Genomic DNA, 12,368 nt, shown 5'->3' with positions numbered 1-12,368 from the left:
TTGGTACCGGAGAGGGAGCACTTCGCGCTACTCTGGGCGGGCGCTCTCATACTTCCCCCTCTGAGAGCCGGAACCCGGAGGTAGACGTGAACGCCACCCGAGGCGATGATCGCACTGAGCAGTCCACCGTCCCCGCAGAGCCCGCCCAGGGCGTGCTCTTCGACGACGTGGTGGACACCCCCGGCGAGCTCGGCTATCGCGGCCCCGCCGCGTGCAAGGCCGCCGGCATCACCTATCGCCAGCTGGACTACTGGGCCCGCACCGGCCTGGTCGAGCCCGGCGTGCGCGCGGCCCACGGCTCCGGCAGCCAGCGCCTCTACGGCTTCCGCGACATCCTCGTGCTCAAGGTGGTCAAGCGCCTGCTCGACACGGGCGTGTCCCTCCAGCAGATCCGCATCGCGGTTGCGGCTCTTCGTGAGCGCGGCATCGACGATCTCGCCGGCATCACCCTGATGAGCGACGGCGCCTCCGTCTACGAGTGCACCTCCGCCGAGGACGTCTTCGACCTGGTCCAGGGCGGCCAGGGCGTGTTCGGCATCGCCGTCGGCCGTGTGTGGCGCGAGGTCGAGAACGACCTCGCCGTGCTGCCCGGCGTCGACCCGGCCGACGACGCGGCGCTCGCCCTCCAGGACGAGCTCGCGGCGCGTCGCCGCTCCCGCCAGGCCGGCTGAGCGCCGCCCGCACCACCACCGGCGAGAACGGCGGGACCCTCGGGGAAGGGGTCCCGCCGTTCTCTCGTGCGGTGATCGTGTCCCTCGCGCGGTGATCGTGCTGGTGCTGCGCGGCGCCGAGGTCACGGGCAGGCCCGAGGAGCCCGGCGAGGGCGACGAGCTCCGCAGCCGACTGGTCCGGCGCAGACCCCGGGGACCGCGCGGGGGAGGAGCGCTCAGGAGTTCTGGCGCGAGTCCATCACGGTGCGCAGCAGCGCGTCGAAGTCCTCGGTGAGGCGCGCGCCGGAGGCGCCCTCGTAGCGGTGCAGCGGGACCGCGCCTCCCTGCGCCTGCTGCAGGCCCACACGCTCCTCGATGACCGGGTCCAGGACCGAGTCGCCGAAGAGGTCGCGCAGCTCGGCCAGGCGGTACTGGTGCTCGACCGAGCGCGGACGGTAGCGGTTCACGACGAGGCCCAGGGGCTGCAGCCGCGGGGCGATGCCCTCCTCGTGCATCTCGGCGGCGAGCTTGAGCGCGCGGTCCGCGGCGGTGACCGCGAAAAAGCCCGGCTCGGCCACCACGAGCGAGCGGTCCGAGGCGGCCAGCGCCATCTGCGTGAGTCCGTTGAGGGAGGGCGGGCAGTCGATGATGACCAGGTCGTACTGGTGCGTGCGCTTGTCCAGCGCCTGGTGCAGCCGACCCACGTCCTTCTGGTTCAGCGCGGGGGAGTCCATCACCGCGGAGCGGCTGGTGCCCGGGATGATGTCGAGGTGGGAGGCGGCGTCCTTCGACCACGGCGTGGGGATGATCGCGCGATCGATCGTCTCCGTGCGCGGGGAGGAGAGCACCTCGGCGATGTCGAGCGTGGAGGCCGGCTCCCCGAGCAGGCCCAGCGTCGAGTCGCCCTGGGGGTCGAGATCGATGACGAGCGCGTTCACCCCCTGGTGCAGGGCGGCAGAGGCCAGGCCCAGGGTCACGGACGTCTTGCCGACGCCGCCCTTCAGGGAACACACACTCACGATGAACACCCCCGCAGTCTACCGACCCGGGTGGGCTCCTCGGTGCCGCGACGAGCGGTAACCTGCCGTGGCCACCCGCACCCCGCCCCCGGAGGGACCCCGATGACGCAGCTGACCCACGACCTCGTGCTCGAGGTGCTCGAGGGATGCGCCGCCAGCGCCCTCGCCGAGGCCCGCGAGCTCGGTGCCGTGCGCACCGTGTCCGCGACAGAGCTGACGCTGCGCACCGACGATCTCGATGCCGTCCGCTCCCTGCGCCGCGTCGTGGCCGCCTCGACCTCGCTCACAGTCCCCGCGCGCCGCCCCCGGGAGCTGCTGGAGACCTCCGTGCAGCAGCGGCTCGCCGAGCTTCTCGAGGACCTGCGCCGGCAGCGGCCCCGCCAGGTGTTCCACGGGCTGCGCCTGGAGGCGGCGGGTGCCGGGACGCCGGAGATGCGACGTCTGGCCGCCGCCCTCGCCGAGCTCGCCGACCTCCCGCTCGACGACGCCGACGGGGACCTCGTCGCCCGGGTGCGCCGCGGCGCCTCTCCCGGGACCTGGCAGGTGCTGCTGCGCACCACGCCGCGCCCTCTGGCGACCCGGGCATGGCGCGAGGTCGACTACCCCGGCGCGGTCAACGCCACCATCGCCGCGACCGTGCTCGACCTCCTGGACGTCGGCGCCGAGGACTCCCTGCTGGACATGACCTGCGGCTCGGGCACCTTCCTCGTCGAGCAGCTGCACCGGGCGGCCCCGGCCCGCGCCATGGGCGTGGACCTCGATCCGGCGGCGCTGGACGCGGCACGCCGGCACCAGCGCGCGGCCCGGCGCAGAGGCCGCATCGACTGGGTCCAGGGCGATGTGCTGACCGCGGAGCTCGAGGGAGGCTTCACGCGTCTGGTCACCAACCCGCCCTGGGGCACCCTCCACGGCGAGCACGAGAGCAACGAGGACCTCCTCGCGGCGCTGCTCGAGCGCGCCGCGGAGCTCGCCGCGCCCAGCGCCCGGCTCGGGGTGCTGACCCACGAGATCACCCGCATGCAGCGCGTCCTCGAGCAGCGCGCCGCGGGCTGGCGGCGCGTCGGCGAGCACCGCTTCTTCCAGAAGGGCCACCACCCGCGGCTGTTCCTGCTCGAGCGCTGAGCAGGCCGACGGCGCCGGGAGCGCTCAGAGCCCGCGGCGCCCCGCGGCGAGCGCCCGCCTGCCGCCGAAGTCCCCGTGGATCCGCACTCGCGCGACCTCGTCGCGGCCCGTCACCCACAGCAGCAGCTCGAGCGGCTCGCCGTGCACGCGCAGGCTCCCCTCGGCGCCGCGGGAGCGCAGCCGCCGCCCGCCCAGCGGGGAGACGAGCGTGACCTCGGCCGGGATCCGCATCGCCAGCGGCGCCATCAGGCCCACGGCCCGCCACGCCGCCCGGTCCCGCTCCGCGTCCGGTCGGCGCGGTTCCCAGCCGGGCCGGCCCCGGCGCAGGTCCTCGTGGTGGATGAGCAGCTCGGCCTGGCCGCTCAGCCGGTCCATCCGTCCGGCGAAGGAGAGCGGGCCGGGGCCGCTCCGGAAGTCCTCGACCCGTTCCGTCCACGGGCGATCGCGCCGGCTCTCCCGCGCCTGGCGGGCTCGTCGGCCGAGCGGCCCGGGCAGGCGCGGCCCGACGATCAGGTGCGGGGCGGACTCCCGCAGCACGAGGTGCTCCAGGAGGTCCTCCGCGTCCCAGCCGGGCAGGATCGTCGGCGCCGCGGGGCCGAGCGCGGCGAAGCTCGCCGCGAGGGCCTCGCGCTCATCGCTCTCGAGGTCTCTGCCGGCGCGGTCCCCGGCTCTGCGCACGCGGCTCATGACTGGTTGCTGAAGGCCGCGTCGAAGGACTGCTCCGAGACCGGGTAGTCCAGGCTGCGCAGCCGCTCGAGCGCCTCCTTCGCGCCGTGCAGGCGGTCCATCCCGGCGTCCTCCCACTCGATGGAGATCGGGCCTTCGTAGCCGATCGAGCGCAGCGCCCGGAACGCCGCGTCCCACGGCACGTCCCCGCGGCCGAAGGAGACGAAGTCCCAGCCGCGGCGCGGATCGCCCCACGGCAGGTGCGAGCCGAGGCGGGTGTTGCGCCCGGTGGTGCGCACCCGGATGTCCTTGCAGTCCACGTGGTAGATCCGGTCGGCGAAGTCGGTGATGAAGGAGACCGGGTCGATCTCCTGCCACATGAAGTGGGAGGGGTCCCAGTTCAGGCCGAAGGACTCTCGGTGCCCGATCGCCTCCAGGGTGCGCTTCGTGGTCCAGTAGTCGTAGGCGATCTCGGAGGGGTGGACCTCGTGCGCGAAGCGGACCCCGCACTCCTCGAAGACGTCGAGGATCGGGTTCCAGCGGTCGGCGAAGTCCTGGTAGCCCTCGTCGATGACGTCCTGGCCGACGGGCGGGAACATCGCCACGTACTTCCAGATCTTCGACCCGGTGAAGCCGACGACCGTGTCCACGCCGAGCTTCTGCGCGAGGCGGGCGGTGTTCCTCATGTCCTCGGCGGCGCGCTGCCGCACGCCCTCCGGATCGCCGTCGCCCCACACGGCGGGGCCGACGATCGCCTGGTGGCGGAAGTCGATCGGGTCGTCGCAGATCGCCTGGCCCTTGAGGTGGTTGGAGATCGTCCAGACCTTCAGCCCGTGCTTCTCCAGGATCCCGAGCCGCTCGGCGATGTAGGCCTCGTCGTCCCAGCGGCTCGCGTCGAGGTGCTCGCCGGAGACGGCGATCTCGAGTCCGTCATAGCCCCAGCCGGCCGCGAGCTCCGCGACCTCCTCGAGGGTGAGATCGGCCCACTGGCCGGTGAACAGTGTGTGGGGGTGCGCCATGGCGGCGTGGCTCCTTCTCGTCGGTGAGGGTGGCGTGCGTGGGGTCAGAGGCGGACGGTCGCGCCGTCGGCCCGGTGGGAGGCGATGACGGCCTCGAGGATCCGCTGGAGGGCGAGCCCGTCCTCGAAGTCGGGGGAGTAGGCGGCGGGGTCGCGGTCCCGGACGGCCAGCAGCAGGTCGCGGGCCTGGTTCGTGAAGGCGTTCTCCCAGCCCAGGATGTGGCCCTGCGGCCACCAGCCCTCGAGATAGGGGTGCTCGGGCTCGGTGACGAGCACCCGGGCGAATCCCTGCTCGGCGACCGGTGCGGTGGCGTCGAGGAACCACAGCTCGTCCAGGCGCTCGAGGTCGAAGCGCAGGGCGCCCTTCGTGCCGTACACCTCCAGCGCGAGCTCGTTCTTCGCACCGGTGGCCATGCGGCTGGCCTCGACGGACGCGATCGCGCCGCCGTCGAGCTCGAGGGTGGCCCAGGCGGCGTCGTCGACCGTGACGGGCTCCGGGCCGTCGGGGCCCGGACGCTCGCGGACCATCGTCGCGAGCCGGCCGCGCACCGCGGTGACCTGCTGCCCGGTGACGTACTGGATCTGGTCGATCGCATGGGAGCCGATGTCGCCGAGCGCGCCGGAGCCCGCAGTCTCCTTCCGCAGCCGCCAGGTCATCCCGGCCTCGGCGTCCACGAGCCAGTCCTGCAGGTAGGAGGCGCGGATCTGGCGGATCTCGCCGAGCCGGCCGGCGGCGACGAGATCACGGGCGTGGGCGAGGGCGGGTACGCGCCGGTAGGTGTGGCCGAGGGCGGCGACCTGGCCGCGCTCGCGCGCGGCGCGGGCGGCCTCGACCATGCGCTCCGCCTCGGCCGGGTCGTTCGCGAGCGGCTTCTCGCACAGCACGTGCTTGCCGGCCTCGAGCGCTGCGATCGCGATCTCGGCGTGGAGGAAGCCGGGGGTGCAGATGTCGACGATGTCGACGTCGTCCCTCGTGATCGCCTCGCGCCAGTCGGTGGCGTGCTCCTCCCAGTCCAACCGGCGCGCCGCCTCCGCGACGGCCTGCTCGTCCCGTCCCACGATCACGCGCCGCGCGATCGGCGGCACGTCGAAGGCGGCGCCGACGGTGCGCCAGGCCTGGGAGTGGGCGCGGCCCATGAAGGCGTAGCCGATCAGGGCGACGCCGAGCGGACGGTGGGGGGTCTCGGGCACAGGGACTCCTTCTTCGGGACGACGGGTCGTGGCCGGCCAGGCGGATGCCTGTGAGAGCGGGGCGAGCTCGGGGCCCCGCGGAGAACGGGAGCGGCCGGGGCCGCGTCGGCGCGAACGCCGGCGCTCCGGCGCCGAAGACGCCTGGGTCATCACCCTATGTCTCCGATCACGTCCCGGCAAAGGAGTCGACCGTCCGCCGGACTCTCCCGCATGCCGGAGACTGGGGGCATGGAACGTCATGTGCGCGCATGGATGAGGGCCGAGGTCCAGGAGGGGACCGACGTGGCGCTGCTGGTCGCGGTCTCTGACGCCCCGGTGGCGGAGGAGATGCTGAGCGTGCGGGCCGGCGGGGCCGAGCACCCGGTGACGGAGACCCGGGACCGCTTCGGCAGCCGGCTCCACCTCCTGCACGGCCTGCCCGGCGGGGAGGTGGAGATCGTCTACGACGCGTGCGGCATCGGCGAGGCGCCCGTGCCGCGGGTGCTCGAGGCGGACTCCGTGCTGCACCTGCGCCCCTCCCGCTACTGCGAGGTCGACGAGTTCACCCGCAGCGCCCAGGAGATCGTGGGGGAGCGCGAGGGGGTCGAGGCCCTCGACGCGGTGGTGGACTGGGTGCACGGCCACCTGGACTACGTGCCCGGGTCGAGCACGATCACCGACTCGGCCCGCAGCACCTTCGTCGCCCGCCGCGGGGTGTGTCGGGACTTCGCCCATCTCACCGCGACACTGCTGCGGGCGGCGGGCATCCCGGCGCGCTGCGCCTCTGTGTACGCCCCGGGGCTGAGCCCGATGGACTTCCACCTCGTGGTCGAGGCGCTGGTCGAGGGGGAGTGGCTGGTGGTCGACGCGACGCATCTCGCGCCGCGGGCCTCGATGGTGCGCATCGCCTCAGGTCAGGACGCCGCGGACACGGCCTTCATGACCACCCTCGCCGGGGACGTCGCGCTCACCGGCATCCAGGTCACCGCGGTGGTCGACCCGGAGCTGCCGCGCGAGACGACGGGGGACCGGGTGACGCTGCGCTGAGCGCGGCGCCGATCGACGGCGCCCCGATGATCAGGCTTCCGGCGCGTCCGGGCCGTCGGGATCCTCGGTGTCCGTCGGCCCCTCGAGCCCCGTCGGCCCGTCGGAGCCCGTGGTCCCCTCAGAGCCGGTCGAGCCTTCGGAGCCGGTCGAGCCCTCGCCGTCCGTCGGCCCGGCCGTGTCCTGCGTCGACTGCCCGTCGGAGCCCTCGGGCGCCTGCCCGTCCTCGGCCTCGAAGCTCGCCAGGTACTCCTCGACCTCGGCGGCGATGTCCTCGGCGCTGGGCACGACGGAGCCTGCCCCGGAGGTGATCATCCTGTCGTAGCGCTGCTCGAACCCGGCGACCATCTCCTGCAGCTGGGGCTGGGCCTCGATCTGCGCAGCGATGGCCTCGCGCACGGGGAGCGCCTGCGCCTCGAGCGCCGCCGCACCGATCCGGGGACCCCTCTCCTCGCCGACCGCGGTCAGCAGCGCGATCGCGGCGTCGGGGAAGGACATCTCGTGGAGGTACTGGGGCACGTGCACGGTCAGGCCCACCACGTCGTGCCCGCCCTCGGCCAGGCGCATCGTCAGCAGCGCCGTGAACGGGGCGCGGAGGCGGAAGGTGCCCGGCATGGTGCGGCGCACCTCGATCGACTCCGGATCGCCGGCGAAGCGGGTCACGGGCAGCTCGCGGGTATGGGGGACCGGGGCGGGGAAGCCCTGCAGCAGAAGGGTCCGCTCGATGCCGAGCTGCTCGACCACGATCCGCAGCGCGCTCGCGACACGCTCCCACTGGAAGGATGGCTCCGGCCCGGTGAGCAGGAAGAAGGTCTGCCCCTGCTCGTCGGTCACCTCGTGCAGCAGGATCTCGGGCTTCTCGTAGTCGTCGAAGTGATCCAGCTGCAGCGTGACCTCGGGGCGGCGCCCGGCGTAGTCGTGGACCTGGTCCATGTCCAGCCGTCCCACGACACGGCTGGAGAGCGTGTTGAGCAGGTGGTCGTCCAGGAGCCGCTGCGCATCGCCGGCATCGGTGAAGGCGCTGAGGGTGACCAGCAGCGTGCTGCCGTGGAGGGCACGCGAGTCGACATGGCGCTCGTAGCTGAACAGGGTCGTCGGATCCATCATGACCTCCAGGGCGACAGGACGGCCTCGGCGGGCCGCGGGTGGGTGACCTCTTGGTCAACGGCCCCTCCGTCGGAACTATTCCGCCCTCGGCGCAGACGGGCCGGAGTTGGCGCACCTCACAGCAGCATCAGGGCCGTGTCCACGGCGAGCCGCGCCGCGAGCGCCCCGGTCACCACCAGGAACACGATCCGCACGAAGCGCGATCCCAGGCGCAGCGCGAGCCGCGCGCCGAGGAAGCCGCCGCTGAGGTTCGCCAGCGCCAGCACGCCGCCCAGCAGCCACCACACCTGGCCCTGCAGCCCGAAGACCAGCAGCGCCCCGACATTGGTGGTGAGGTTCGCGAGCTTCGCGTGGACGCTCGCCTCGAGGAAGCCGTAGCCCAGCAGGGAGACCATCAGGATGATGAAGAAACTGCCGGTGCCGGGGCCGAGGATCCCGTCGTACACGCCGACGCCCGCCCCGATCCCGCCCGCGCGCAGCAGATGGGAGCGGCCCTGGTGGCGCGGGGCGTGCTCGAGCCCCATCGACGGCTTCAGCAGGGTGTACGCGCCGACGGAGAGCAGCGCGACCAGCACGATCGGGGTCAGCCACGGCTTGGGGATCAGGCTCGCCAGCGCCGCCCCGGCCGCGCTCCCGCCCAGGGCGCACACCACCAGCGGCCCCGCGGTCGCGGCGACCGGGGTGATCCGTCGGACGTAGGTCCAGGAGGACACCGCGGTCCCCGCCGCGGAGGCGATCTTGTTCGTGCCGAGCACGGCGCCGCTGGAGGCGTCGGACGGCATGGCGGTCAGCAGCGCGGGCAGCTGGACCAGCCCGCCGCCGCCGACGACCGCATCCACCCAGCCGGCCACGAAGGCGGCCCCGATGAGCAGGACGAGGGTCAGGGCGGAGAGCTGGGTGAGCTCGGCGAGCAGAGGCACCGCACCAGTGAACCACCGCCCCGGCCCGGCCTGCCGAGCTGACACACTGGGGCCATGCGCGCGCTCATCTGGGACCTCGGCGGCACGCTCGTGGACACCTATCCGGGCGTCGACCGGGCGCTCGCCGGGGCGCTGCGCGCGGATCCGGACCGAGAGCTGCTGCACGAGGTCGCGGTGCTGACCCGGCGCTCCAGCTCCGAGGCGATCACCGAGCTCGCCGCCCGCCACGAGGTGCCCGAGGCGCACTTGCGCACCGCGTACGAGACGACGAAGGAGCAGTGGGCGCGCAGGCCGCCGCCGCTGAAGGACGGCGCCCGGGAGGTGCTGGCGGCCGTGCGCGAGCGTGGCGGGCTGAACCTCGTGGCCACTCATCGCGATCGCGCGAGCGCCGCCGCCCTGCTCGCCGCGCACGGCCTCGAGGTCGACGACATGGTGTGCGCACCCGACGGCCACCCCCGCAAGCCCGCCCCCGACATGGTGCTCGCCCTGCTCGCCCGGCACGAGCTGGGGCCGCAGGAGTGCCTCGCCGTAGGGGACCGGCCGGCCGACGTCGAGGCCGCACGCGCCGCCGGGGTCGAGGGCGTGCTGCTGGAGACCCCCGGGATCCCCCTCGAGGCCCCCGGCGCTCGCCGCATCCACTCGCTGCGCAGCCTGATCCCGCTGCTCTGACCGAGGCGGCCCGAGCATCTCGCGGGGCCGGGCGGGGGAGCCGCTCGCGTCATCCGTCCCGAGGACAGGCGGATCACGAGCATCACGCCGTCGGCGCCGGAGCCCTCCGCTGCACCGCCGGATCCAGCCGGTGGTGACCGCTTCGCGCATCGTGCTGGAAGAGACTGATCAGGGCCGCCAGCGCGACCGCGATCCCGCTCATCTCCAGCAGCTCCTCGATCATCGTGCCGTAGATGTAGCGGTTCTCCACGATCCAGTCCGATGCCGCCAGATGGCGACCGTTCAGGCTCTCCACCCCGATCACACCCACCAGGAACTGCGCCCCGCCCAGCAGGATCCCGATCAGCGCCCGGCGGGGGAGCGAGAGCGGGCGGAAGTCGGCCACGTCGGGAGTGTCGGCCTCGCCGGCAGTGACTGCGTCGGTGGCGCGTGGGTCTGGGGTGCGCTCGGCGGCGGGCTCGGTCATATCGGACACCTGTGAACTTCCCATGAGATCTCGGTGAACCCCGGATATGGACGCCTTCATGCGTGTCGCGGCACGTCGGGGGACTACGTTGGGGACATGGCGATCATCTACCAGGCAGAGCTCAGCCCGACGAAGCCGGGGGTGCTGCGAGAGCTGCTCACCTCCCGCCCCTGGGGCGAGGACGGGGAGCTCGAGCTGCTCGGCGCGTACCGCTTCGACGACCCGACCGGCGAGGTCGGCGTGGAGTGCCATCTCGTGCGTGTGGGGGAGAGCATCTACCACCTGCCGCTGACCTACCGGGCCGCGCCGCTTGAGGACCCCGCGGCGCAGCCGGTCACCACGATGGACCACTCGGTGCTGGGCACCCGCTACGTCTACGACGGCCTCGAGGACGAGCTCGCGATCGAATGCTTCGCCAGGGCACTCGCCGGTGTCCAGCAGCAGGCGGAGCTCCAGATCTTCGCGCCCGACGGCACCCCCGAGGGGACCAGCCCGCAGGCGGTGGAGCTGACGCTCGAGGTCGACGAGGGCGAGGTCGCGCCGACCCTCCAGGAACTGCTCGACGGCGACGAGACGTTCACGATCGCCCGCACGGTCGACGGGCTCGACGGCGCGGTCCGTCTCGTCGCCGCCTGGGACGGCGGGCGCGGGGTCGTCGCGGCCTGCTGAGCGGGTCGACGCCCCTCAACCTCCACCCCTCGTCGGGGAGGGCTACCCGCCAAGACGTGCGGTGACCTGTGCGGCGGCTTCGATCACGGCATCGCGCAGCACAAGGTGGCTCCCCGTGTGCTGGACTCGGGAGCGCGGTGCGCTCGCGGTGATGCATCCGACGAGCTCGCCGCGATAGTCGTGGACAGGGGCGGAGACGCCGTACTCGTCCATCGACGTCTCTCCGTCGTTCACGGCCATGCCCTGCTCGCGAACGCGGGTGAGCTCCTCGTGCACGGGGTCCTCGGGACCCAAGTAATCCTGCAGGCCGAAGCCATGCTGTGCGAACAGCTGATCGGCCTCTTCGGGGGTGAGCGGTGCGAGGAAGACCCGCACGGAAGAGCTGGCGAGCCGCGTGTAACGGGTGCCGATCGAGGCGCTGTGCTTGACCTGGTGCGGGCTCGCGTACTGCTCGACGACGATGGCCTCCGTGCTGTTCCAGACAGCGAGGGCCGAGGTCTCCTGCGTCTGCTGCGTCAGGGCCTCGAGGTGCGGGGCGGCCGCGCGTCGGATGTCGAGCTCCGCGAGCAGCGGACCGGCCAGGCCGATCATCCCCAACCCGAGGCGGTATCTGCCGGAGGACTCATCCCGCTGGACGTATCCGCCCTCTGCGAGCCCGGCCAGCATGCGGGAGACGGTGCTCTTGTGCAGGTTGACGATCTCCGCGATCTCGGTGACACCGAGCAGCGATCGATCCGAGGCGGAGAATGCCTCGAGCACCAGGAAACCGTTGAGCAGCGACGCAGCCGCCCCCTGCTTCTCGTTGTTCTCCCTCGCGCCCACCATCGAAAGCCCCTCCGAACTCGTCGTCGCACTGCGCCCGGTCGGGCGCCTCGAAAGTGTAGAGCGAACGGACGGACGGTGGGCCCGAGGAGCGAACGGTCCTCGGGCCCACTCTTCGCCAGGGCGCCGTGTCGGCTCAGGCGGGGTCCGCGGGTGCCGCGACCTCGGGCTGAGGATCCGAGAGGGTCTTGGGAACCGTCTCCTCGAACTGCGGAAGAGCCTCGAGGTAGCGCACGACGTCGTCGGTGGACTCCACATCGCCGAACTTGTTGTCGATGTCGTAGAGGTTCCACTGCACGACGCCCGGCACGCGATCACCGATCGTCTCGCGAGGGATGATCGGTCGGAAGCCCTTGGCCAGGGCGTCCTCGACCGTGTGGCGCACACAGCCGGCGGCCGTCGCTCCGGTGACGATCAGGGTATCGATGCGGTTGGAGGTCAGGAACAGCTCGAGGTTGGTGCCCGGGAAGGCCGAGGCGCGATTCTTCTCGATGACGACCTCGCCCTCGGCGGGGGCGATGCGGTCGTCGATCTGCGCCCAATAGGAATCGGCGGGGAGGGTCTCCGTGGGGATCTTCGAGTACCACAGGCCCATGTCGTTGGTGCCCGAGGAGGCATCGCGGTTCTTGTAGACGTTGGTGGTGTAGAAGACCGGGACACCCTTCGCACGGGCGGCCTCGTTGATGCGCTGGACGTTCGGGATGATCGTGTCCATACCGGCGCAGGTGAAGGGGTGACCGGGGCGGGTCCAGGCATTCGCCAGGTCGATGTGGATCACGGCGGGGCGGTTGCCGTAGCCGACGCGGCGCTTGAAGCCGCGCTCGTTGTAGATGCCGACGCCGGCCTCGAAAGCCTCCTCCAGCACGGCGGCGAGGCGGGTCTCGATGTCGTTCGCGGTCTCGATCGTGTTGGTCATGGGAGTCTCCAACTCTTCTGTGAAATGGTTGTCGTAGTAGCAACGGTGTTGCTGTTGTAAGTACTGTAGCTGAGGTCACGCCCGAGGGCCAGGGGGTCCCTGCGGTGTCG

Annotated in this window: 14 protein-coding genes; 5 read left to right on the top strand and 9 right to left on the bottom strand. The window is 72.4% G+C overall.

Annotated elements, in window-relative coordinates; translation table 11 throughout:
- Window positions 1-86: 86 nt before the first annotated feature.
- Window positions 87-671: a MerR family transcriptional regulator gene (locus tag RBL05_RS02035; protein ID WP_010551524.1), complete on the top strand. Its 585-nt coding sequence runs from the start codon at window positions 87-89 to the stop codon at window positions 669-671.
- A 215-nt stretch (window positions 672-886) separates the two neighbouring features.
- Here RBL05_RS02035 and RBL05_RS02030 read toward each other — a convergent pair whose 3' ends face one another.
- Window positions 887-1,678 carry a ParA family protein gene (locus tag RBL05_RS02030; protein WP_010551525.1) on the bottom strand — a complete coding sequence of 264 codons (792 nt, stop codon included), beginning with the start codon at window positions 1,676-1,678 and terminating at the stop codon, window positions 887-889.
- A 93-nt stretch (window positions 1,679-1,771) separates the two neighbouring features.
- Between RBL05_RS02030 and RBL05_RS02025 the strand changes: the two genes are divergently transcribed.
- On the top strand, window positions 1,772-2,791 hold the full coding sequence (locus tag RBL05_RS02025; protein ID WP_308740755.1) for a methyltransferase: 1,020 nt from the start codon (window positions 1,772-1,774) through the stop codon (window positions 2,789-2,791).
- Window positions 2,792-2,815: 24 nt separating this feature from the next.
- Here the strand turns inward: RBL05_RS02025 and RBL05_RS02020 are convergent, their stop codons facing one another.
- From RBL05_RS02020 to RBL05_RS02010, 3 genes are read right to left on the bottom strand one after another with little or no spacing between them, the layout of a single operon-like run.
- A complete protein-coding gene (locus tag RBL05_RS02020) occupies window positions 2,816-3,478 on the bottom strand; it encodes a TIGR03085 family metal-binding protein (protein WP_308740756.1) in 663 nt (220 codons plus the stop codon).
- Window positions 3,475-4,476, bottom strand: coding sequence for a sugar phosphate isomerase/epimerase family protein (locus tag RBL05_RS02015; RefSeq protein ID WP_308740757.1), 1,002 nt, complete (start codon window positions 4,474-4,476; stop codon window positions 3,475-3,477). Before RBL05_RS02015 ends, RBL05_RS02020 begins: the two co-directional genes overlap by 4 nt.
- A 44-nt stretch (window positions 4,477-4,520) precedes the next feature.
- Window positions 4,521-5,666 (bottom strand): Gfo/Idh/MocA family protein, encoded by a 1,146-nt coding sequence (locus RBL05_RS02010; protein ID WP_308740758.1) that lies wholly within the window; start codon window positions 5,664-5,666, stop codon window positions 4,521-4,523.
- 228 nt (window positions 5,667-5,894) lie between these two features.
- Between RBL05_RS02010 and RBL05_RS02005 the strand changes: the two genes are divergently transcribed.
- The gene (locus tag RBL05_RS02005) at window positions 5,895-6,692 is read left to right on the top strand and encodes a transglutaminase-like domain-containing protein (RefSeq protein WP_308740759.1); all 798 of its coding nucleotides are present in this window, start codon (window positions 5,895-5,897) and stop codon (window positions 6,690-6,692) included.
- Window positions 6,693-6,722: 30 nt separating this feature from the next.
- Here RBL05_RS02005 and RBL05_RS02000 read toward each other — a convergent pair whose 3' ends face one another.
- Window positions 6,723-7,793 carry a PAC2 family protein gene (locus RBL05_RS02000; protein ID WP_308740760.1) on the bottom strand — a complete coding sequence of 357 codons (1,071 nt, stop codon included), beginning with the start codon at window positions 7,791-7,793 and terminating at the stop codon, window positions 6,723-6,725.
- A 119-nt stretch (window positions 7,794-7,912) separates the two neighbouring features.
- The gene (locus tag RBL05_RS01995; RefSeq protein WP_308740761.1) at window positions 7,913-8,716 is read right to left on the bottom strand and encodes a TSUP family transporter; all 804 of its coding nucleotides are present in this window, start codon (window positions 8,714-8,716) and stop codon (window positions 7,913-7,915) included.
- Window positions 8,717-8,770: 54 nt separating this feature from the next.
- Between RBL05_RS01995 and RBL05_RS01990 the strand changes: the two genes are divergently transcribed.
- Window positions 8,771-9,385: an HAD-IA family hydrolase gene (locus tag RBL05_RS01990; RefSeq protein WP_308740762.1), complete on the top strand. Its 615-nt coding sequence runs from the start codon at window positions 8,771-8,773 to the stop codon at window positions 9,383-9,385.
- 82 nt (window positions 9,386-9,467) lie between these two features.
- Here the strand turns inward: RBL05_RS01990 and RBL05_RS01985 are convergent, their stop codons facing one another.
- A complete protein-coding gene (locus tag RBL05_RS01985) occupies window positions 9,468-9,851 on the bottom strand; it encodes a hypothetical protein (RefSeq protein WP_308740763.1) in 384 nt (127 codons plus the stop codon).
- 96 nt (window positions 9,852-9,947) lie between these two features.
- Here RBL05_RS01985 and RBL05_RS01980 point away from each other — a divergent pair, with 96 nt between their 5' ends.
- Window positions 9,948-10,520 carry a maltokinase N-terminal cap-like domain-containing protein gene (locus RBL05_RS01980; protein ID WP_308740764.1) on the top strand — a complete coding sequence of 191 codons (573 nt, stop codon included), beginning with the start codon at window positions 9,948-9,950 and terminating at the stop codon, window positions 10,518-10,520.
- A 42-nt stretch (window positions 10,521-10,562) separates the two neighbouring features.
- On the opposite strand, the gene RBL05_RS01975 is transcribed toward RBL05_RS01980, so the two are convergent.
- Window positions 10,563-11,345 carry an IclR family transcriptional regulator gene (locus tag RBL05_RS01975; protein WP_308740765.1) on the bottom strand — a complete coding sequence of 261 codons (783 nt, stop codon included), beginning with the start codon at window positions 11,343-11,345 and terminating at the stop codon, window positions 10,563-10,565.
- Between the two features lie 133 nt (window positions 11,346-11,478).
- A complete protein-coding gene (locus RBL05_RS01970) occupies window positions 11,479-12,258 on the bottom strand; it encodes an N-carbamoylsarcosine amidohydrolase (RefSeq protein ID WP_308740766.1) in 780 nt (259 codons plus the stop codon).
- Between the last annotated feature and the right edge of the window lie 110 nt (window positions 12,259-12,368).

Source organism: Brachybacterium sp. GU-2, from assembly GCF_030866705.2.
GTDB lineage: Bacteria > Actinomycetota > Actinomycetes > Actinomycetales > Dermabacteraceae > Brachybacterium > Brachybacterium conglomeratum.
The sequence above is the reverse complement of the archived record's forward strand: the minus strand, read 5'-3'. Positions and strand labels throughout refer to the sequence as shown.

Coding starts and splice junctions, on each gene's coding strand:
- RBL05_RS02025 (WP_308740755.1), top strand. CDS start 1,772: ATGACGCAGCTGACCCACGACCTCGTGCTCGAGGTGCTCGAGGGATGC.
- RBL05_RS02020 (WP_308740756.1), bottom strand. CDS start 3,478: ATGAGCCGCGTGCGCAGAGCCGGGGACCGCGCCGGCAGAGACCTCGAG.
- RBL05_RS02015 (WP_308740757.1), bottom strand. CDS start 4,476: ATGGCGCACCCCCACACACTGTTCACCGGCCAGTGGGCCGATCTCACC.
- RBL05_RS02005 (WP_308740759.1), top strand. CDS start 5,895: ATGGAACGTCATGTGCGCGCATGGATGAGGGCCGAGGTCCAGGAGGGG.
- RBL05_RS02000 (WP_308740760.1), bottom strand. CDS start 7,793: ATGGATCCGACGACCCTGTTCAGCTACGAGCGCCATGTCGACTCGCGT.
- RBL05_RS01990 (WP_308740762.1), top strand. CDS start 8,771: ATGCGCGCGCTCATCTGGGACCTCGGCGGCACGCTCGTGGACACCTAT.
- RBL05_RS01985 (WP_308740763.1), bottom strand. CDS start 9,851: ATGACCGAGCCCGCCGCCGAGCGCACCCCAGACCCACGCGCCACCGAC.
- RBL05_RS01980 (WP_308740764.1), top strand. CDS start 9,948: ATGGCGATCATCTACCAGGCAGAGCTCAGCCCGACGAAGCCGGGGGTG.
- RBL05_RS01975 (WP_308740765.1), bottom strand. CDS start 11,345: ATGGTGGGCGCGAGGGAGAACAACGAGAAGCAGGGGGCGGCTGCGTCG.
- RBL05_RS01970 (WP_308740766.1), bottom strand. CDS start 12,258: ATGACCAACACGATCGAGACCGCGAACGACATCGAGACCCGCCTCGCC.